Source organism: Neobacillus ginsengisoli, from assembly GCF_030813055.1.
The window spans coordinates 92,357-113,920 of record NZ_JAUSTW010000001.1; the positions used below are offsets into that span (position 1 = coordinate 92,357).

Genomic DNA, 21,564 nt, shown 5'->3' on the forward strand with positions numbered 1-21,564 from the left:
GGGGGATAATACATTATTCTACAAAGCAGATAGAAATAAAAAACCCTAGAGGTTGAGTAATATCAACGTTTCTAGGGTTTTTGTTGTTACAATTTACAACTCGTATTAATTAACGAGAGTAGAACTCAACGATAAGAGCTTCGTTAATTTCAGCAGGAAGTTCAGAACGCTCAGGTAAGCGAGTGAAAGTACCTTCAAGCTTGTCAGCATCGAATGATAAGAAGTCAGGAACGAAGTTGTTAACCTCTACTGCTTCTTTAACAACATCAAGATTACGTGATTTTTCACGAAGGGTAATTGTTTGACCGGCAGTTAAACGGTATGATGGGATATCTACGCGAGCACCATCAACCAAGATATGACCGTGGTTAACTAACTGACGAGCTGCACGGCGAGTGCGAGCCAAACCTAAACGATAAACTACGTTGTCAAGACGTGATTCAAGAAGAATCATGAAGTTTTCACCGTGTTTACCAGATTGTTTCCCTGCTTTATCAAAAAGATTGCGGAATTGGCGCTCAGTTACTCCGTACATGTGACGAAGTTTTTGTTTTTCTTGCAATTGCAATCCGTATTCAGAAAGCTTTTTGCGTTGGTTTGGACCATGTTGTCCAGGAGCGTAAGGACGCTTATCTAATTCTTTACCTGTGCCGCTTAGAGAAATTCCAAGACGACGAGAGATTTTCCAGCTTGAGCCAGTATAACGAGCCATGAATGACTCCTCCTTCGTGTTTTTATTTTTTTGGTAAAATAAAAACCGTTATGAAACAACAATGAAAGCCATTTTGTTTTCATGCACCTTCGCCCTAGCAGCAGAGGGTTACAAGATGCACCATCATAAAAGAAATATATCTTTATGAGGAACAAAATGAGACCATTAAAGTGTTCACATAGGCTGCAATATTTTACACAAAAAATATTATATAATTTTAATTGCTTTAAAGTCAAGATTTATTTTTGAAATAGATTAAAAGGGATAAAAAAGAAAATTAAAAAATATTCAAAAAAAGTTTACAAAAATTGTCCGGTAGTCACTATAATTAGGATAGGATGTATATTTTTGGAATTAGAAAAATTGGGTGATGTTGGATGGATGATCTAGAAAGAGATTTGACTTTACAAAATGAGGAAAATAGATATAAGCAGTTATTTTTAGTTACTGAAACCTTCTATTCGCTCTTGGACAAGGATGCCCTACTGCGGGAAATAATCGTTTCTCTCGAGCAGTTATATCCTTCCTTTTCTTATTATTTACTCCTCTCTCAGGATAATCCTATCCAAAATGAATTACCGATTATGGACCTGGAATATGATAGTGAAAATGTAGCTGCAATTAATTCCTACGTTTCAGGTACTATTCAAATGGAATTTTCGCTGGAAGAGAAGCGTGCGATCCTTTATGCACCATTTAAAGGAAAACAAGGGGTTTACGGAGTTTTACAGGTGATAGCCTCAAATACACTTGAATTTCCTAAAAATGAAATAGAATTTATTACTTTATTTGCAAATGCAGCCGGAGGAGCACTGGAAAATGCACAGCTTTATCAGCAGTCTAGGCGGGTCATTTCTGATTTGCAATTAATTAATGAGACCTCCCATCGTTTAAATTCTAATCTGCGTTTAGCTGAAACAATGACCTATATGAGCGAACAAATTAAACATTCTTTTGATTCACAGGAAGTGGGTTTCTTCCTGTTCTCCCACGATCAAGTTATAGCAAATGTACTGCCGGGATCCACTCCTTTCTTTTCGACGAAACAGGCCCGAATATATATTGATTTTATAAATGATAAAATTCTGCAAGAAAAAGATTCCCTGTTTATTGGGGATTTACATCTTCCAAAAATATATGATATTACACGCTTTCGTTCCATAATGGCTATTCCGATGATTGAAAGTGAGAATTTAAAAGGTTTTTCAATTGTCATGCATCAAGAACCATATTTTTTTTCATTTGAAAAATTTAAGCTATTACAATTGCTCATACATCATTCTTCACTGGCACTCACCAATTCAATACTTCGGGAAGAATTAGAGAAGATGATCATTACAGACCATTTAACAAAGCTGCATTCCCGTAATTATTTGGATGAAAAAATCCAATTGTCCATGAAACATGAAGAGGAAGGTACATTTATCATTATAGATATTGATAATTTTAAAGACATTAATGATACTTATGGACATCAGGTTGGCGATGAGGTGCTAATTCAAGTGGCGAACCTAATTAAATGTAATATACGTGGAAATGATGTAGGTGCTCGCTGGGGCGGCGAAGAACTGGCAATCTACCTTCCAAAAGTTACCCTTGAAACAGGAGTGAGTATTGCTGAGAGATTAGTTGAAAAAGTGTCACAATGTTCAAATCCTCCTATTACAGTGTCCTGCGGTGTTTCCTATTGGAATAAGGATCGACTTGATTCCTATAATTATTTATTTAAACGTGCGGATGAAGCACTTTACATTGCTAAGAGTACGGGTAAAAACAAGGTAGTTTCCCAGCGGAACAGCATAAGAGCGAGTTAAGCCATAGAAAAAATCTAAAAGAAGAGCACAGGGGATTTTTTCCTGTGCTCTTCTTTTTAAATAAATTCCATTAATACGTCTACAAACTCTTCCAACTTTTCTTGGTCAATCTCATCAAAGCGATTTTTTTCCGTTGAATCAATATCAAGAACGCCGAATAGTTGGCCGTTTTTAATTAACGGAATAACAATTTCCGATTGCGATGCTGCGTCACAGGCAATATGACCCGGGAATTGATTGACGTCTTCTACCCGGACAGTTTCTTTATTCTTTGCCGCTGCACCGCAAACTCCTTTGCCGACAGGAATACGAATACATGCCGGAAGACCTTGAAATGGTCCTAAAACCAGTTCATCAGTGCCATCCATTAAATAAAATCCAACCCAATTAACCCGGTCAAGAAATTGATTTAATAATGCACAAGTATTGCTAAGATTGGCAATCTGATTTTTCTCATCGTGAATCAGAGCTCTTAGTTGCTTTTTTACCAGTTCATAATTTTCAAGGCGGTTGGTAGTATACATTTCGACATTAAACACGAATTTTCACCTATCCCTCATAAAAGTTTATATAGTATTTTATCAAAACATCATGAAAATGGGCAGTATTTGTCGACATTTTCATAAAGGATAAAATAAGGATTTCAAAGAATCATTAGGTAAGGAGTTTAATGGAGACGTCTACAGGGGGAATACGAGTGAAAAAAAATTCAAAAGAAGCAATCGTAACCGCGGCAATTTCACTGTTTAATACAAATGGATTCTCCGGAACGTCTATCAGGGATATTGCCGAGCTTGCGAAAGTTAATACTGCTACCATTGCGTATTATTTTGAACATAAACTTGGTTTGTTGGAATATTGCTTTACCTACTTTTTTGAGCAATACATCAATAAAATCGAGGAAGCATATGCATCAATTGATCATGGCGCAAAAGGTTGTTTAAAGCGATTGGTTGCTAATTTACTCCATTATCAATGTGAAAATAACCACCTTGCAAGTGTAGTGTATCGCGAAATGTCGGTGGATTCTCAAATTGTACGTGAAATCATGTCAACCTATTCTCTTAAAGAGAAATACTATTTACAAAAAATATTTGAAAAAGGTTTTGAATGGAATGAATTTCGTCCCCACTCTATTCCCTATTTGATTATCCAACTTAAGGGCTTACTGATGATGCCATTTATGAATACAAATTATTTAAGGGAAGTTTTATACATTTTTCCCAACGAGCCCTTCTTTGAGCAAAAATATTTAAAAGAAATCAATTTTTGGATAGACAAAACGCTAAGTTTTGAAATCAGAGAAAAGAAGGAAGCATTTATTAAATAGGCTTGACCATTTTGTGGTGAGGAATTTTTAGAGCACTAGCTGATTTTTATCGGCTGTGTGCTTTTTGACATGAGAAAAAGGTAGTTCTCCACGCTGAGAATGTTGTCCACACTGGTTATCCTCTATAATCTTTCCTATTCACTTAATTGCTGAATATTTCCTTTCCTATTTGATTTCAAATCAATGCTTTTTGATTTCTTTTTACAAAAAAATTGAAAATAATAGTCAAAAATTGTCGTATACATGGTATCATAAAGGCATTGAACTTAAACATACATGAACTTTAATATATAGTTTTAATAAAAGCTTTCAATTGAAACTTGTGTACTGCGGAACAGGGGGCCCTCATGTGAAATATTTCATTGGATTTTTCATCCTGCTACTAGCCTTATTTGTATTGGGATATTTAATAAAGAAAAAATACTTTAAAGAAATGGATCGATTAGAAGCTTGGAAAATCGATATTCTAAATAGGCCTATTCTGGATGAATTGTCCAAGGTAAAACAGCTGAATATGACTGGACAAACTGAGGAGCTTTTTGAAAATTGGCGAAATCAATGGGATGATGTCGTTACAGTGAAACTACCGGATTTAGAAGAACTGTTATTTGATGCGGAAGAGTACATTGATCGGTATCGATTTAATAAAGCAAAAGGAATCCAACGTGAAATCGGTAATAAATTACAGGAAACAGAAGATCAAATTAAAAAGATATTGGAAGAGTTACACGAGCTCGTAGGCAGTGAAGAAAAAAACAGAGTAGAGATTGATCAGCTGAAGGAATTGTATAGAGAAACTAAAAAAATGCTGCTTGCTCACCGACATAGCTTCGGCAAAGCCGAAAAACACTTAGAAGTCCTCCTTGATGGCGTGTCAAAAAAATTCCATGATTTTGATGAGAAAACAGAACAGGGCAATTATCTTGAAGCTCGTGAAATTGTCTTAACCATTCATAACGACCTGGGGAAAATAAAAAATCATATGGATTTAATTCCGCAGCTCGTAATAGAGTGTCAATCGATCCTTCCAAGCCAGCTTTCAGAGGTTCTTGATGGGCTCCGTGAAATGTCACAGCAAGGCTATTACTTAGAGCATATTGAGCTTGAAACTGAAATTAGCAATTTGGAAGAGAAATTAACGGAGCATTTAAGACTTATTGAAGAAACTGAAATTGAAAAAGCAGAAGAAGGAATTAAAGAATCTAAGGATAGAATTGACATCCTTTTCGACCATTTGGAAAAAGAAGTACATGCAAAGCATTTTGTGGTCCAAAATGAAAGAATAACGAATAACCTGCTTTTGACTGTTCAGGAACAGCATGATCAACTTACAAATGAAGTTATTCATGTTCAGCAAAGTTATCATTTAACAGAATATGACTTTGAAACACAAAGGAATTTGGAAAAAGAACTGGCTTCTGTTTTTAAACGCTATGAAATTTTGAGTGAAAAAATAAAATTAAACGAAACAGCTCAAACTTCGATTAGCGCAGAATTAACAGAAATAAAAGAACAGCTGGATGCGATGCAAAGTGAGCAGCAAAATTTTGCAAACAAGCTTCAGGCTCTTCGAAAAGATGAGTTGGAAGCAAGAGAAAAAATAAAGGAATTAACAAAAAAAGTGGGCGAAATGCTCAGGCTTGTTTCAAAAAGCAATATTCCGGGACTTCCGGATGATTATAAATATTTAGTTGAGGATACAAATGAGAGTATTCAAAATGTAAAACTTCAACTTGAAGAAAAACCGCTTAATATTTCTTCGTTAAATCAGTATTTAGAGATTGCCATATTAACGGTGGAAAAACTTGTTTCTTCCACGATTGAATTGATCGAAAATGTAATGCTCGCCGAAAAAGCGATACAATACGGTAATCGGTATCGCAGCCAATATCCTTCAGTTGCTAAAGGATTGTCTGAGGCGGAAAAGGCATTTAGGCTTTATGAATATCAGGATGCATTAGAACAAGCTGCAGCCTCAATAGAGGGAATAGATCCTGAAGCTTTGAAGAAAATTAAAACCCCTGTCGTAACAGAATAAAAAAGTAGAACCGATTCAGTCCCATGGCTGAATCGTTTTTTGTATTTTAAGACGCTGTTCTTTTTAATTTGACAAAAATTATGATAAGATTTATTTTTGCGATGGGTTTTTGGTTAAGAATGGGGGAGGACCATGATATATTTTGATAATAGTGCAACTACCAAACCATATAAGGAAGTTTTAGATGCTTTTGTAACTGTATCGAGTGAATATTTTGGCAACCCATCCTCACTGCATGGTTTAGGGGGACAGGCAGAAAAGCTTTTATTTCAAGCAAGGGCACAGGTAGCCGGTCATCTAAAAGTAAAACCATCTGAGATTTTTTTTACCTCCGGAGGTACTGAAAGTAATAATTTGGCGATAAAGGGTGCGGCATTTTTGCACAAAAATAAAGGCCGCCATTTAATAACAACGAGGGTTGAACATGCATCTGTAAGAGCAACGATGGAGCAGCTTGAACTGAATGGATTTGAAATAACCTATCTCCCGGTTGAGAAGGATGGCAGAGTCAAAGTAAAAGAGGTTGAAAAAGCGGTAAAACAGGATACGATATTAATCTCAATTATGCATGTGAATAATGAAGTTGGGACGATTCAACCAATTCAAGAAATTGGAGAGTTATTAAAAACAAATTCCTCCATTTTGTTCCACGTCGACGCAGTACAAGGTATTGGGAAAGTACCCATTCATTTGCATGAAAGCAGGGTCGACCTTTGTTCTTTTTCAGGACATAAATTTCATGGATTAAAAGGTAGCGGGGCACTCTTTATCCGTGAGGGTGCAAGAATTTCCCCATTATTTACAGGCGGAAATCAGGAGTGGAAGATCCGCAGTGGTACGGAAAATGTAGCTGGAGCTGTAGCAATGGCAAAGGCGCTCCGAATGACATTTGAGAAAAATCAGTCAGGCATTGAAAGAATGAAAAAAGTTCAAAGCATTTTACGAGCAGGACTTAGTTCGATGGAAGGTATACAAATTCATACCCCATTTGAACATGCAGCGCCGCATATTTTAAACTTTTCGGTTAAAGGAATGAAAGCTGAAGTTTTCATTCATGCCCTTGAGGAAAAAGGAATTTATGTTTCAACGACAAGTGCCTGTTCTTCAAAGAAAAAATCACCGAGTAAAACTCTTTTAGCAATGGGTGTTTCCGAAGACTTAGCCGGAAGTGCCATTCGATTAAGCTTATCTTTTGATAATACAATTGAGGAAGCAAATACTGTCTTAATTGCCATTGAAGAGGCTGTACAACATTTACGAAAGGTAATGAATTAGATGAACTATGATCGCATACTGATTCGCTATGGAGAATTAACAACCAAAGGCAGAAACCGCAATAAATTTGTGGATAAGCTAAGGAAAAGTATTAAAACCGCACTTTCTTCCTATCCAAAAATAAAAATGGAAGTCAGCCGGGACCGGATGTACGTTTTACTAAATGGCGAAAACGGAAAAGAGATAATTGAGCAATTAAAGAAAATATTTGGAATCCAGTCATTTAGTCCTGCTATTAAAGTCGAGCGGGACCTGTTGGAGATGAAAAAGGCCGCTCTTCAATTAGTCACCGGACTTTACCGGGAAGGTCAAACCTTCAAAATAACTGCAAAAAGGTCAGATAAAACCTTTGAGCTTGATACTGATGAAATCAATCAAGCTTTTGGCGGTTATCTTTTAAAAAACATCCCAGGGATTAAAGTGGATGTAAAAAATCCTGATATTAATCTGCGAATTGAAGTTAGACAAGAAGCAGTATATTTATCCTGTGAGACGATTTTAGGTGCCGGCGGTCTTCCTGTTGGGTCAGGAGGAAAAGCGATGCTCATGCTTTCAGGCGGAATTGACAGTCCTGTTGCAGGCTACATGGCCATGAAAAGAGGTTTGGAAATCGAAGCAGTCCATTTTTTTAGTCCTCCATTTACGAGTGAAAGGTCTAAAGAAAAGGTAATTGACTTGACGAAAAAACTATCTGAAATATATGGCTCCATGTCCCTTCATATTATCCCATTTACAGATATTCAGAAGGCAGTTAGGCACCAGGTGCCAGAAAATTATTCGATGACAACGACAAGAAGATTAATGCTTAGAATTACCGATGAAATTAGAAGGAAACAAAATGGTTTGGCAATTATTACTGGTGAGAGTCTTGGTCAGGTAGCAAGCCAGACATTAGAAAGTATGTTTGCTATTAATGAAGTGACAAATACCCCAATATTAAGGCCTTTGATTACGATGGATAAAACAGATATAATAAAAATTGCTAAAGAAATTGATACCCATGATATCTCAATCAGACCATTTGAAGATTGCTGTACTATTTTTGTACCGGCATCTCCAAAAACAAAACCGCGAAGAGAGAAAGTGCAATATTACGAAAGCTTTTTTGATTTTGAAGCATTGATTCAAGAAGCAATTCAAAGGGTCGAAACCATTCATGTTAAACCTGAAACTACTCAACAAAATGAGTTTAATGAATTATTTTAATTAGTAAATATTAAATTTTGTGAATAATTACCAATTGTTTGTTAGAATGAAGCTTGTGTGTTCTACACATTCTATACTCACAAGGAGGTGATTATCACATGGCTAACAACAATTCATTAGTAGTTCCTGGTGTTGAACAAGCTCTTTCCCAAATGAAATACGAAATTGCAACTGAATTTGGTGTACAACTTGGTGGAGACACTACTTCACGTGCTAACGGTTCTGTTGGTGGTGAAATTACGAAGCGTTTAGTCGCAATGGCTGAGTCTCAATTAGGCGGCGGCGGATTTACTCGATAAAAAATAAATAATATGGCTACAGAGGGCGGGAGTTAATCCCGCTCTCTTTTTTAGTGGATTTTAAAAATATTTTGCAGGAATAATAATTTTAAATTTTTGAATAATTTTGTATAATAAATCTTGAGGGAACAATTATTTTTTAAAAGGGGGAGAATTATGAAACGGGAAGATTTAATTGCTCCAGAAAAGTATAATCTTGTTTCTGAAATGGAACGTTTTGCAAAAGATCCAAATAGATTGGCACTTAAATGGGAAAGTGAATCCGGTGAAACAAAACAAGTTACATACGAACAATTATTGAAAAAGGTGAACCAAGCAGGAAATGCATTTGTTCAAAATGGATTGAAAAAAGGCGATGTCGTTCTTGTTATCGTCCCGCGCTTGGTTGAAGCCTATGTTGTTTATTTAGCAGCGTTAAAAGCCGGTATGGTCGTAATTCCAAGTTCTGAAATGCTAAGAGAAAAGGATCTGCAATACCGTATTACACACGGTGATGTAAAAGCAGTAGTAAGTTATTATCCTTATGTAGACCAATTTAAACATATTACCAGCAGCCAGCCACTCGTTAAATTTTCGATTGGCGGGGAAGAAGAAGGCTGGATTCTGTTAGATGACGAAATGAAAACGCTATCAGAGGGATTTTCTATGGCTGAAACGCATAGAGATGATATGGCCTTTTTATCCTATACATCCGGAACGACAGGAAATCCAAAAGGTGTTGTGCATACTCATGGTTGGGCCTTTGCTCACTTAAGGACAGCAGCTGCAAACTGGCTGAGTATAGAAGATGGAGATACCGTTTGGGCAACTGCAGGTCCCGGCTGGCAAAAGTGGATTTGGAGCCCATTCTTATCGGTACTTGGCTCGGGTGGAACCGGCCTAGTGTACAATGGAAAATTTGAACCGAAAAAGTATCTAAGTCTTCTGCAAAAATATAAGGTAAATGTCCTTTGCTGTACGCCGACTGAATATCGGTTAATGGCAAAGGTAGATAATTTAACAGAATATCAATTACCCAATCTTCATAGCGCAGTGTCAGCAGGGGAACCTTTGAATCGAGAAGTGATTGATACATTTAGAAAGTATTTTAATGTTAATGTCCGTGATGGTTATGGACAAACGGAAAATACATTGTTAGTTGGCGTTACAAAGGGTATGGAGTTAAAATCCGGTTCGATGGGTAAGCCGACGCCCGGTAATAGGGTAGAAATCATCAATGAAGAGGGCGAAGTTTGTCCGGTAGGAGAAGTTGGCGATATTGCTGTACATGTTGAAACACCTGCCTTATTCAAAAACTATTACAAAGACCCGGAAAGAACAGTAATGCAATTCCGCGGTGATTATTATGTAACCGGTGATAAAGCGAAAATGGATGAAGAAGGTTATTTCTGGTTTGAAGGCCGCAGTGATGATATTATTATTAGCTCGGGCTATACAATTGGACCTTTTGAAGTAGAGGATGCACTTGTTAAACATCCATTTGTTAAGGAATGTGCGGTAGTAGCAAGTCCTGATGAGATTCGCGGATTTATTGTTAAAGCGTTTGTTGTTTTACAAGAAGACATAGATTCGAATGATCCGGAATTGACAAAAAACCTGCAGGAGCACGTTAAAACTCTTACTGCACCATATAAGTATCCGCGGAAAATAGAATTCTTATCCGAGCTTCCGAAAACAACCTCCGGAAAAATTCGCCGGATTGAACTTCGTCAAAAAGAATTTGAATCAGTAAAGCAAAATTAAATTTTATGAATCTAAAAAGCAGACGGGATATGATATACCGACTGCTTTTTCTCTTTTTAATGAGTAAAAAAATCCCCGCTCCAAGTAGTTTCGAGATATAATAAATAATATTTCGAAACTAGAAAGAATAGGGGAACAAAATATATGAAAAAAAATGAAACAAAAATGGGGGTCATTTATGCTGGCTTTTCCTATATTTTATGGGGATTATTGCCGATTTACTGGAAGGTTTTAGATCATGTCAATGCCAAGGAGATACTCGCTAATCGTGTTTTTTGGTCGTTTATTTTTATGACGGTAATTCTTTTGTTAACGAAAAAATGGGTCCTTTTTCTTCAAACATTAAGAGGATTTACTAAGAACAAAAAACAAATGTATGCACTGATTCTTGCCTCGTTATTGATAAGTATTAATTGGTTTGTTTATATTTGGGCTGTGAATAGCGGTCATATGATTGAGGCCAGCCTAGGATATTATATTAATCCACTTGTTAGTATTATTTTGGGGATGTTTGTACTAAAAGAAAAATTAACAGCTTATCAATATATATCCTTCGTACTAGCTGTTGTCGGTGTGCTAATTATTTCTATTTCACATGGGCAAATCCCATGGATTGCAATTATTTTAGCATTATCCTTTGGCCTATATGGTTTAGCAAAAAAGCTTATTAACGTTGAATCGGCTGTTGGTTTAACTTTAGAGACATTGGTCGTAACACCAATTGCTGCTATTTATCTGGGATACTTATTCTATAATGGTTCCAGTTCATTTCTTACACAAAGTGCAGGAACCGACTTGTTTTTAATTGGTGCAGGTGCCGCTACTGCAGTGCCACTTCTTTATTTTGCAAAAGGTGCACAAAAAATTCCTTTATCCTTACTTGGATTCATCCAATATATCTCACCTACATTGACCTTGATTTTAGGGGTATTCGTCTACGATGAGCATTTTTCAAAAGTACAATTACTATCCTTCATGTTCATTTGGTTAGCGTTAACCATCTTCTCTCTTTCAAAGACGAAGTTAGTAGCTGAAAGAGAGTTTAAGTGGCGGAAAGAAAAAAAAGCAATCATGTAATCGTTGAAAAACCTTATCTCACTAAAAATGGATAAGGTTTTTTATTTTCTGTCTAGCTCTAGCGCCCCGTGACTAGTGTACTTCGCTAAAGGGAAGCTCCGCTTTTCTTATAAGAATGTTCTCTTAACTTTATCCCAGAAAGAATTGTCTTTTAGTTTTAAGGTTTTTATTTTTTTATTACTAATTTTTATTTGAATTTTATCAACATGGCGAATGCTTAATGCTTCATTATCCATTCCCATTGTCGGGTAATCATTTCCTTCTGAGATGACCTTAAGCCCAAGGGTACGTTCACTGCCTAAGATGAAGGAAGAACCCAGCGTTCGGTAACGGTTGGTATTAACTGATGCCACCTCACTCACCTGCATACATGAAAGTAAAGGATCAACTATCGAACCGTTAACCGACTTATTATAGGCTGTACTTCCTGTAGGTGTAGCAACAATCAGACCGTCACCGCGGAAGGTTTCCAGGTGGAGCTGGTCAACAAATACATCGACTACAAGTGTTTTAATAATCGATGAACGAATGCTGAATTCATTTAAGCAGGTGAAGGTTCCCTGTCCATCAACGGCAACCTCAATCGTTGGATAACGGCGAACTTCCAGATGCTCATTTGCAGTGATAAGCTCTATCATTTTGGACTCATCGGTGAGTAGGAAGTCACAATACATACTTAAATTATTTTTTGTTGAAATACCCGCATAAAGGCAGTCATCACGAAAGCCGGTTTTTCTTATAGCTTGAAGAAATGTACCATCATCACCGATGCTTGCAATAATGTTTGCTTTTCGATAATCCTCCACAATTGTAAAACCATACCGTTCCGCGAGATTAAAAAGGGGTGCTGCTTTAACAAGCATGTCCTCATCCCGCTTGTAATAGAAAAATATATTAAGTCTATTCTCCATTTTTAGTGCCCCCTGTAATGTATCGAGTAACATATTATAATTTTATCAACCAAATTTAATTTTGGTAAAATATTAATAATCTGAATTTAGTTTAACATTTTTTTAAATCAATATGAAATCATAAAATAAATTAAATTTTAGCGAGTTAAAGAGGGCTTAAAAGGTAAACCTATCAACTATGTTGATAGGTTTATTTTTTTTCTGAAAGGCGATACTAATAGGCTGAAAGGTTGTGAATGAATTGATTTGGCTGACCATCGCACTTATATTTCTTTTGTTCATATTCATCCTTATCATTTTTACTAAATTAACAATTTCTATTAATTATTATCATCATAATGATAACGATGACCTAAAAATTGAATTTAAAGTTTGGTTTGGTTTGATTAAATACAAAATTAATATTCCCTTGATAAAAATTGATGATAATTCTCCCAGTGTTATTGTTAAAAGGAAAAAGCCAAAGGAGCAGCCTGCAGACGAAACAAAAGATAAAAATGTCAATCAAATCACACCTGGTGATGTAATTAATACGTTAAAAACGGTAAAAGAATTATTGCACCAAGTTTTTAATTTGCATGTGGTTATTAGGAAGTTTTTTAGCAAAGTAACTATAAAACAATTTGAATGGCATTCAATGATTGGTATTGGAGATGCAGCCTTTACAGGGACGCTGACTGGAGCACTGTGGGCTATCAAAGGCAGTATCGCAGGCATGCTAAGCCAGTATTTAAAGATGAAAGAAATGCCCAATTTAACGATTACTCCACATTTTCAATTAGCGGTATTACAAACACGTTTTACATGTATTTTTCAGTTTCGAATCGGGCAAGCTATTTTAGCAGGATTAAAACTGATTAAATTCTGGAGGGGCGGACGCCCGCATTTTAAATCAAAAACAAATTCTTCTAAGGAAAAAACTAAATCCGTTTGAATGAGGAGGAAACAGACATGTCGGACCACCCAATCCAAGGTTTGATGACGACTGCAATGGAAAGCTTGAAAGAAATGATTGATGTAAATACAATTATTGGGGATCCTGTCGAGACCCCGGATGGAAGCGTTATTTTAACAGTTTCGAAGGTTGGATTTGGATTTGCCGCAGGTGGAAGTGAGTTTAAACTTGATAGCACACAGTCTCAATCACAAAATCAAAGCCAAGGTCAAAGCCAAAACCAAGGGCAAAATCAACCGAAACACCCATTTGGGGGAGGTAGTGGCGGAGGAGTTTCGATTACGCCTATTGCTTTTTTAATTGTTAACTCTCATGGAGTAAAAATGCTTCATTTAGATGAGAGCACCCATCTTTATGAGAAAATCTTAGAATTAGCACCTCAAGCTGTAGACAAAATTCAACAGATGTTTTCCAAGAAAGATGAAGTGAAAAATGAAAACCATACTCTAAACCATCAACCGAAAAACGATCTAGATTTATAACATGACAGGTTAATCTCCCAGTTATAAAGGGGAGATTAACTTTTTTCATGGATTAGGAAGTTTAAATAATTGCAAATAAGATTCTGAAAAGATATATTTACACTGTACATATTTTTGGACGAAAGCGTTAACTTATTGCGCTTAAGCCTAAACGACAAAGGAGGATGTAATACCATGGCAAACGTTACATTTGGAGGAAATCCGGTTACATTACTAGGCAATGAAGTAAAGGTAGGAGACAAGGCTCCTAATTTCACAGTGCTTGCAAATGATCGATCAGAAGTTACGTTAAACGATACAAAGGGACAGGTACGTTTAATCACATCTGTTCCTTCATTAGATACGGGTGTTTGTGATGCAGAAACTCGCCGTTTTAATGAGGAAGCTAATAAATTAGGAAATGTGAAAATCCTAACCATTAGCTGTGACCTACCATTTGCACAAAAACGCTGGTGTGCTGCAGCCGGTATCGAAAATGTTCAAACATTATCGGACCATCGCGACCTATCATTTGGTGAAGCATACGGAGTTGCAATGCAAGAACATAGATTATTAGCACGTGCTGTATTTGTTGTTGATTCAACGGACACAGTAACATATGTAGAATATGTAAGTGAAGGAACCCATCACCCTAACTATGAAGCTGCAATTGAAGCTGCCAAAGCTGCAAAGTAATTATATGATCAAAAGGGCCTCGTCAAATGGCGGGGTCTTTTTTACGTTTAACTTGTATAAATTATACTTACTCGTTTAAAATGGATAAGGAAAATTATGATAGGAGTAAATAAAATGAAAATTTCTCCAGTTGAACAGCTTTTTACTATTTTTAATGAAACAGCCATTGTTTTGCAGGAAGAATTATATTGTACATACTTAGAGGCACTTGCCGAGACTGGAGAGAACCTGTTTCAAGGATCTATTCTTCAGGAAGAATTGAGCGAGATCACAGTTAAAAGACTGAAAAAACATTACCAAGAGATTCACTTGGAAAAATACACAAATGAAGAAATTCGTAAAGCTTACCAGTTGGTTATTTTAAAGGGAATGAAAGAAAATGTACAGCCTAACCATCAAATGACACCTGATTCGGTTGGAATGCTGGTTGGATATCTCGTAGAGAAATTCATGAAACAATCGGACTTTCGATTGTTTGACCCTGCTGTAGGAACAGGTAATTTACTAACAACCGTTTTGAATCAATTACATAAAAAAGTGGATTCCATCGGTGTGGACATTGACGACTTGTTAATAAAATTAGCTTATGTAAATGCTAATTTACAAGAGCATCCAATTCAACTATATAATCAGGACAGCCTTGAACCGCTATTTATCGATCCGGTCGATGCAGTAATCAGTGATTTGCCTGTTGGCTATTATCCAAATGATGTAAGGGCTTCGGACTATCAATTAAAGGCGAATGATGGTCATTCCTATGCCCATCATTTATTTATTGAACAAAGTGTCCGTCATACACGTCAGGGAGGATATTTGTTCTTTATCATTCCAAATGGTCTGTTTGAAAGCGATCAAGCATCACAGCTTCGCGAATATTTTAAGGAAAATGTCATTATCCAGGGACTGCTTCAATTTCCAACAAGTATGTTTAAAAATAAAAATGCAGCGAAAAGCATTTTAGTTTTACAAAAAAAAGGAGAAAATGTTCAGCCTCCTAAGCAGGCATTATTGGTTGATTTACCTAACCTATCAAATGCAGTTGAAATGGATAGAATTTTGACAAAAATCGAAAAATGGTTCCAAGAGAACAAAAGATAAACCGGTAAAAAAGGCCTGTTTTTCAATTTTATGCCGGTAAATTTCAAATGAAAAATATTGCGAAATATTAGAATTGAATTACATTTAACTGAAACCGTTGTCAATGAAAATACTCCTTGAAATGTATTATATACAATGTTTAAATGAGGAATTGAGGGAATAAACATAGACGTTTGCGCAAAATAAAGTTGTATTACTAAAATCCTTAACCAATCATTGTTGTTATATAAAAGGAGAGTTAGAAAAATGGCAAAAATCATTGCAATCAATGCCGGGAGTTCTTCCTTAAAATTTCAATTATTTGAAATGCCGAGTGAGGAAGTCATTACAAAAGGTTTAATTGAAAGAATTGGGTTAAATGATTCAATTTTTAATATTACAGTAAACGGAGAAAAGGTTCAGGAAATTATTGACATTCCTGATCACGAAATCGCAGTTAAGTTGCTTTTAGACAAGCTTACAACTCTAGGTATTATCCAATCCTTAAGTGAAATTGAAGGAATTGGCCACCGTGTTGTGCATGGAGGAGAAGCTTTCAATGATTCCGTTCTTATTACGGATGATGTATTAACTAAAATTGAAGAATTATCTGAATTAGCGCCATTGCATAACCCTGCAAATATTACAGGAATTAAAGCATTCCAAAGCGTTCTGCCCAATGTTCCAGCGATTGCTGTATTTGATACAGCGTTCCATCAAACGATGCCTGAGAGTTCTTTCCTTTATAGTCTTCCTTATGAATACTACGAAAAATATGGTATCCGGAAATACGGCTTCCATGGGACATCCCATAAATATGTATCCCAGCGTGCTGCTGAATTATTAGGCCGTCCAGTTGAACAGCTTCGTTTAATATCTTGTCACTTAGGAAATGGAGCAAGTATTGCTGCAATAGAAGGTGGAAAGTCGATCGATACATCCATGGGCTTTACACCGCTTGCTGGTGTGACAATGGGTACTAGGTCAGGAAACATCGATCCTGCACTTATTCCATATATTATGGAAAAAACAAATCAAACTGCTGAAGAAGTACTTGATGTATTAAATAAAAAGAGCGGTATGTTAGCTGTATCCGGGTTCTCCAGTGACCTAAGGGATATAGAAATCCAAGCTAAGCAGGGAAATGACCGAGCTAAGCTCGCATTGGAAGTATTCGCAAATCGAATTCATAAATATATTGGGTCGTACGCTTCCCGTATGTATGGAGTTGACGCGATTATTTTTACAGCAGGTATTGGTGAAAACAGTGATGTCATTAGGGAAAATGTGTTAAAAGGCCTTGAATTTATGGGTGTTTATTGGGATCCGGCTCTTAATAAAGTCAGAGGCGAAGAAGCATTTATCAACTACCCGCACTCACCGGTAAAAGTAATGATCATCCCAACAAACGAAGAGGTAATGATTGCTCGTGACGTAATGGAAAAGGCTAATTTATAGGCTTTTTCGTGACCTTAACTGGGTAAGTTGTTGAATTACAAATCATTGCCTAAAAATCAACGCAATCTTTTTCATGTTATTAATTTAGCATGGGGAGGTTGCGTTTTTGTTTTGTCTAAAAATCCAATTTATCGAAAAACAAAACGTTATACGAATCAATTAGCATCTGCATATCTTGTAAACAAACCGGCTGATTGATACTCATCTGTACCCTCTTTTACGTCTTGAGAGATGTAAAGAAGTGGCTAATATTGTCCACTCTTTTTTTGATATTTTCGTCAATTGTGTCCTTCTTATTTCATAGTGATATTGTTATAATTATTACTATTCCAATATTAATATATTTATTGAAGAGGATTCCAAATGACAAGCACTTCACATTTTCTTATAAATCTCATAGGCATTCTTATATTATTACTTATATTTCAATTTTGGTTGAACAGGCTTCACCAGAATCGATTAGTTACTGAAATAGTTATGGGTTTGTCTCTTTCTGCAACCGTTGTACTCTGTATGCTGTATCCATTTAATACTAATGGCGGGGTAATTTTTAATTTACGCTTTATTCCATTTATACTAGGTTGTTTGTATTCACATAGGATAACCAGCATGTGGCTTACCTTTTTAATTATCTGTTTACGACTTATGCATGGATTAGAAGTTTCGTGGTTTTCCTGTGTAAGCCTTCTTATTTTTTTTCTAATTACTACTAAACTTAAACCTTTTTATAATAATTTACCAATGGTAAAAAAGATTATGGTATCAGGTGTATTAATGTTATTTATGTCAACTTGGATAATTGTGGGGGTTAAATTTTTATTTCATGTCCCGATTACAATTGAGTTATTTTTTTCTTATATTTTAATTCAAACATTGGGCATACTTTTAATTGTTTATATTATGGAATCTAATAAGGAAAAACAATCGCTTCTCTACAAAATTATCCGAATGGAGAAAGTAGAAGTGGTTAGTCATTTGGCTGCGAGTATTTCTCATGAAATCCGAAATCCATTGACTACTACACGTGGATTTTTACAATTACTAAATGAATCAAAAGCAATTCCTGAAGCTGAGAAAGGTTACTTAACAGTTGCCATTCAGGAACTGGATCAAGCGGAAAGGATCATACGGGATTACCTTACTTTTGCAAAACCTACAACAGAAGAAATTGAAAGCCTAAATTTAAAAAAAGAAATCGAGAGAGCAATAAATATCATTGTACCTTTTGCCAACATGAACATTGTTGAATTATCGTCAGAGTTAGAATCTTGCTATATTAAAGGAAATGCCGGATTGTTCCAACAAGTGCTTGTAAACCTTTTGAAAAATGGGATTGAAGCAATGCCTTCAGGTGGTACTCTTTCAATTGCAGGGACTGTAGAGAAAACTCTTGCTAAAGTTACCATAACTGATAATGGGGTAGGGATGAATGATTTGCAAAGAAATCGTCTTGGAGAGCCTTACTTTTCAACAAAAGAAACAAAAGGTACAGGACTTGGTATGATGGTTGTATTTCGTATTATCGAAAGCATGAATGGATCAATAAATATTGAAAGTGAACAGGGGAAAGGAACACGGATTACACTGGCTTTTCCACTAAATATCTAGGGTTAGTAAAATAATGGCTATAGATTTTAAATTAAATGATTAACCAAACGAAGTGGTAATGATTGCTCGTGACGTTGTTCGTTTAATAAAATTAATAAAAAACATCAAGAGGCTTACCCTTTTTACATAAGGGCCGGCTTTTTTTATTTTCTAACCCTGCAAATTTCCGTTTTTAATCCATCCAATGCTTTATGCTATACTTAAAGAAGAGTAGCTGAACGGAGGGATACAGTCATGCGATTGTCAGAGCGTGAAAGCAAGGTTTTGAATGAAATACGGGATTGGGAAAAGAATTTATTAAGTTACGACGCAAATGATTTTCAATTAACGTATGAAAAATATTTAGAACGATCTTTTTCGCTGTTACCTTATAAAATTCAAAAGCAGTTTTTTTCCCTTATTGATAGCTGGCTTTTTCATTTACATGGTATCATCCAGGGCTCTCAGCTTCAAATGAATGCAAAGGAAAGAATTCTTACATCAGGAAGAATCTTTAAGAAGGATTTAGAAAAAATTGACGATTTAAAACAACTGGACATTGATCAATTACAATACATAGCACAGCAGCAAATAGCAAGACACAGGTTTTATTCATTTGCACAGGGCGGTTTAGCCGGAACAGGCGGTACCCTTCTTTTAGGCAGCGATATTCCGGCAATGGCGGTCATTAATATAAGAGTGGTTCAATTAATCGCTATGACATACGGCTTTGAGGTAAATTCGCCATTTGAAATGATGACCTCTCTTAAGGTTTTTCATATAGCTACATTACCGCCAAGAATTCAAAAAGAGGGCTGGGTTACCCTGATTGATGAAATGGATGGAGATGGAGATCATTATTTTTATGAAGGAAAAGAAGAAATAACTGATATTACTTGGTTGGAACAACCGATCCAACAAATCTTAAAAGCTATGGTTATTACATTGTTCCGAAAAAAGGCCATTCAAGGTATTCCAATTGTCAGCATGGCCATTGGGGCAGGGGCAAATTATCAATTAACAAGAAAAGTGACGGATTTGGCCAATAAATATTATCAACTTCGCTATCTTAAAGAAAAAAGGGAGCATCCGAATGAGTAGCCAAGAGCATAAAAAAGAAGCACAAAAGATTGTGAATTGTAAGGTGATTACGGTCAGTGATACGAGAGACCGGGAAACGGACAAAAGCGGTAGGTTGATGATTGATTTGCTTGAAACAGCAGGTCATAAGGTTGTCGACTATGTGGTCGTTAAAGACGAAACGATCCCTATTCAATCTGAGATAAGAAAAGGGTGCAATCGGGAGGATATTGATGTTATCCTAACGAATGGCGGCACGGGAATAGCGAAACGTGATGTAACGATTGAATCTGTCCAATCCCTCCTTGAAAAGGAAATTGTCGGTTTTGGAGAAATATTTAGAATGCTAAGCTATCATGAAGATATCGGCTCTGCTGCTATTCTTTCAAGGGCGATTGCGGGTGTAGTCAGAGATAAAGCGGTATTTTCTACCCCAGGGTCTACCGGGGCCGTTAAGCTGGCGATGAATAAATTAATCTTACCTGAGATTGGGCATGTGGTCAGAGAACTAAAAAAAGATTTATAATCAATAGAAAAACGAGGTAGACTCAATAGGAGAGTCTGCCTCGTCTAGTTAATGGTGCGCTTTTGCTGAAATAGTTTGGTTCGCTCGGTACCAAATCCATAAATCATTGATAATCGAGGCAAGTTCTGCGATTTCAGAGTTAAGTATACAAGAGCGTGGGAAGTCGCTTTCATTTGAAAGCTGCGCTTGTTTTTGATTAATTATCTTTTCAAGTTCTGCTATTCGGTCTGGAATAGAGCCGCGAACTTGCTCCCAATAAAAGAGAATCTCTTGCTGTGTTTGTTTAGAGTATTGGTCCCATTCGACGGTTAATTCAGGCAGATGGATTCCAAGCCGCTGATCGAAAGAAAAATGTTCTTTCATAAAAATGCCTCCAAGACGTGTTATGATTTTTATTTTACTACACATTAATTGACCTTTCACGACAAATTTCAAGTGGTAGACAAAATGGACTTAAAGATATAGGGCGGTGAAAATATTTTAAAAAACACGCAGCATCAATGCTGCGTGCCTGAATAGTTGTTAATCAAACCTTCCTAGTGCGGATAACAAGAACGTCACAAGGAGCATATCGAGTAATATGTTCAGAGACACTTCCAATAAAGAACCGCTCCACTGCATTCATACCTGTTGCCCCGCAAATGATTAAATCTACATTGTGTTTTTTTGCAATATCCTTAGGAATTCTTACTTTTGGAGAACCAAATTCAATTTCATATTGTACATCCGGCACTCCTGCATCCAAAGCAAGATTTTGATAATTTTCCAGTAATTCAGTTGCGAATACATCAGCCTTTTCCGCAACGGTACGGTCATAGGCTTCGACCATTGAAAACGTTCTTGTGTCAATAACATGGACAAGTAGTAGTTTGGCATTATTCCTTTTTGCGATTTCAATTGACTTTTGAAATGCCCATTCTGCTTCTTTAGAGCCATCAATAGCGACCAAAATATTTTGATATTTGAGTCCCATGATAATCTCCCTCCTTACCTTAATTATACAGTATTGAAAAATGCATAAGTGTTTCAATTTTTCGAACAATAACTAGGTAACTAACATTGAAGGGAGATTGGCATGATGGAAAAAAGTGATCCTAATAAACAATCGTTTGAGTTTGATCAACAAGGAACAAATGAGGTAAGAGAACAAATAATGGATTCATATAATAGCGGCTATATTGGTCAGGGAACAGCACTTGCTGACAGTGAAGATTTTACTGAAACAGAAGGTTAGGTTTTGTTTATAAAATGGAAGGCTGTCCCAAGCGGACAGTCTTTTTGTTTGTTTAGAAAAAATTCCTTGTGCGATTGTCTTGGGA

The 21,564-nt window shown here is 36.3% G+C and carries 22 protein-coding genes; 17 read left to right on the top strand and 5 right to left on the bottom strand.

What is annotated here, in order from left to right; translation table 11 throughout:
• Positions 1-109: 109 nt before the first annotated feature.
• A complete protein-coding gene (gene rpsD / locus J2S10_RS00530) occupies positions 110-712 on the bottom strand; it encodes a 30S ribosomal protein S4 (RefSeq protein WP_307403583.1) in 603 nt (200 codons plus the stop codon).
• 377 nt (positions 713-1,089) lie between these two features.
• Here rpsD and J2S10_RS00535 point away from each other — a divergent pair, with 377 nt between their 5' ends.
• Positions 1,090-2,526 carry a sensor domain-containing diguanylate cyclase gene (locus J2S10_RS00535; RefSeq protein ID WP_307403585.1) on the top strand — a complete coding sequence of 479 codons (1,437 nt, stop codon included), beginning with the start codon at positions 1,090-1,092 and terminating at the stop codon, positions 2,524-2,526.
• Between the two features lie 56 nt (positions 2,527-2,582).
• On the opposite strand, the gene J2S10_RS00540 is transcribed toward J2S10_RS00535, so the two are convergent.
• Positions 2,583-3,065: a GAF domain-containing protein gene (locus J2S10_RS00540; protein WP_307403587.1), complete on the bottom strand. Its 483-nt coding sequence runs from the start codon at positions 3,063-3,065 to the stop codon at positions 2,583-2,585.
• Between the two features lie 158 nt (positions 3,066-3,223).
• Between J2S10_RS00540 and refZ the strand changes: the two genes are divergently transcribed.
• From refZ to rarD, 7 genes are all read left to right on the top strand, one after another.
• Positions 3,224-3,856 carry a forespore capture DNA-binding protein RefZ gene (gene refZ / locus J2S10_RS00545; RefSeq protein WP_307403589.1) on the top strand — a complete coding sequence of 211 codons (633 nt, stop codon included), beginning with the start codon at positions 3,224-3,226 and terminating at the stop codon, positions 3,854-3,856.
• A gap of 349 nt (positions 3,857-4,205) precedes the next feature.
• Positions 4,206-5,894, top strand: a complete 1,689-nt coding sequence (ezrA, locus tag J2S10_RS00550; RefSeq protein ID WP_307403591.1) for a septation ring formation regulator EzrA — start codon at positions 4,206-4,208, stop codon at positions 5,892-5,894.
• Between the two features lie 132 nt (positions 5,895-6,026).
• Positions 6,027-7,169: a cysteine desulfurase family protein gene (locus J2S10_RS00555; protein ID WP_307403593.1), complete on the top strand. Its 1,143-nt coding sequence runs from the start codon at positions 6,027-6,029 to the stop codon at positions 7,167-7,169.
• Positions 7,170-8,375, top strand: coding sequence for a tRNA uracil 4-sulfurtransferase ThiI (gene thiI / locus J2S10_RS00560; protein ID WP_307403595.1), 1,206 nt, complete (start codon positions 7,170-7,172; stop codon positions 8,373-8,375). It begins immediately after the preceding gene.
• 98 nt (positions 8,376-8,473) lie between these two features.
• Positions 8,474-8,674: an alpha/beta-type small acid-soluble spore protein gene (locus tag J2S10_RS00565; RefSeq protein ID WP_307403597.1), complete on the top strand. Its 201-nt coding sequence runs from the start codon at positions 8,474-8,476 to the stop codon at positions 8,672-8,674.
• A 156-nt stretch (positions 8,675-8,830) separates the two neighbouring features.
• A complete protein-coding gene (mbcS, locus tag J2S10_RS00570; RefSeq protein ID WP_307403599.1) occupies positions 8,831-10,417 on the top strand; it encodes an acyl-CoA synthetase MbcS in 1,587 nt (528 codons plus the stop codon).
• Between the two features lie 144 nt (positions 10,418-10,561).
• Positions 10,562-11,494 carry an EamA family transporter RarD gene (rarD, locus tag J2S10_RS00575; RefSeq protein ID WP_307403601.1) on the top strand — a complete coding sequence of 311 codons (933 nt, stop codon included), beginning with the start codon at positions 10,562-10,564 and terminating at the stop codon, positions 11,492-11,494.
• A 107-nt stretch (positions 11,495-11,601) separates the two neighbouring features.
• Here rarD and J2S10_RS00580 read toward each other — a convergent pair whose 3' ends face one another.
• The gene (locus tag J2S10_RS00580; protein WP_307403603.1) at positions 11,602-12,405 is read right to left on the bottom strand and encodes an NAD kinase; all 804 of its coding nucleotides are present in this window, start codon (positions 12,403-12,405) and stop codon (positions 11,602-11,604) included.
• A gap of 232 nt (positions 12,406-12,637) precedes the next feature.
• Between J2S10_RS00580 and J2S10_RS00585 the strand changes: the two genes are divergently transcribed.
• From J2S10_RS00585 to J2S10_RS00620, 8 genes are all read left to right on the top strand, one after another.
• On the top strand, positions 12,638-13,339 hold the full coding sequence (locus J2S10_RS00585; protein ID WP_307403605.1) for a DUF2953 domain-containing protein: 702 nt from the start codon (positions 12,638-12,640) through the stop codon (positions 13,337-13,339).
• Positions 13,340-13,356: 17 nt separating this feature from the next.
• Positions 13,357-13,842: a GerW family sporulation protein gene (gene ytfJ / locus J2S10_RS00590; protein WP_307403607.1), complete on the top strand. Its 486-nt coding sequence runs from the start codon at positions 13,357-13,359 to the stop codon at positions 13,840-13,842.
• Between the two features lie 174 nt (positions 13,843-14,016).
• The gene (gene tpx, locus J2S10_RS00595; protein ID WP_307403609.1) at positions 14,017-14,517 is read left to right on the top strand and encodes a thiol peroxidase; all 501 of its coding nucleotides are present in this window, start codon (positions 14,017-14,019) and stop codon (positions 14,515-14,517) included.
• A gap of 114 nt (positions 14,518-14,631) precedes the next feature.
• Positions 14,632-15,615: a class I SAM-dependent methyltransferase gene (locus J2S10_RS00600; RefSeq protein ID WP_307403611.1), complete on the top strand. Its 984-nt coding sequence runs from the start codon at positions 14,632-14,634 to the stop codon at positions 15,613-15,615.
• A 246-nt stretch (positions 15,616-15,861) separates the two neighbouring features.
• Positions 15,862-17,052, top strand: coding sequence for an acetate kinase (locus J2S10_RS00605; RefSeq protein WP_307403613.1), 1,191 nt, complete (start codon positions 15,862-15,864; stop codon positions 17,050-17,052).
• A gap of 363 nt (positions 17,053-17,415) precedes the next feature.
• The gene (locus J2S10_RS00610; protein WP_370876136.1) at positions 17,416-18,660 is read left to right on the top strand and encodes an ATP-binding protein; all 1,245 of its coding nucleotides are present in this window, start codon (positions 17,416-17,418) and stop codon (positions 18,658-18,660) included.
• Positions 18,661-18,894: 234 nt separating this feature from the next.
• Complete coding sequence (locus tag J2S10_RS00615; RefSeq protein WP_307403617.1) at positions 18,895-19,740, top strand: EcsC family protein; 846 nt, start codon at positions 18,895-18,897, stop codon at positions 19,738-19,740.
• A complete protein-coding gene (locus J2S10_RS00620) occupies positions 19,733-20,245 on the top strand; it encodes a MogA/MoaB family molybdenum cofactor biosynthesis protein (protein WP_307403619.1) in 513 nt (170 codons plus the stop codon). The genes J2S10_RS00615 and J2S10_RS00620 overlap by 8 nt, the downstream gene beginning before the upstream one ends.
• 48 nt (positions 20,246-20,293) lie before the next feature.
• Here the strand turns inward: J2S10_RS00620 and J2S10_RS00625 are convergent, their stop codons facing one another.
• Both J2S10_RS00625 and J2S10_RS00630 read right to left on the bottom strand, forming a co-directional pair.
• The gene (locus J2S10_RS00625) at positions 20,294-20,608 is read right to left on the bottom strand and encodes a hypothetical protein (protein WP_307403622.1); all 315 of its coding nucleotides are present in this window, start codon (positions 20,606-20,608) and stop codon (positions 20,294-20,296) included.
• Between the two features lie 163 nt (positions 20,609-20,771).
• The gene (locus J2S10_RS00630; protein WP_307403624.1) at positions 20,772-21,218 is read right to left on the bottom strand and encodes a universal stress protein; all 447 of its coding nucleotides are present in this window, start codon (positions 21,216-21,218) and stop codon (positions 20,772-20,774) included.
• A gap of 105 nt (positions 21,219-21,323) precedes the next feature.
• Between J2S10_RS00630 and J2S10_RS00635 the strand changes: the two genes are divergently transcribed.
• Positions 21,324-21,479, top strand: coding sequence for a hypothetical protein (locus J2S10_RS00635; protein ID WP_307403626.1), 156 nt, complete (start codon positions 21,324-21,326; stop codon positions 21,477-21,479).
• Positions 21,480-21,564: the final 85 nt, after the last annotated feature.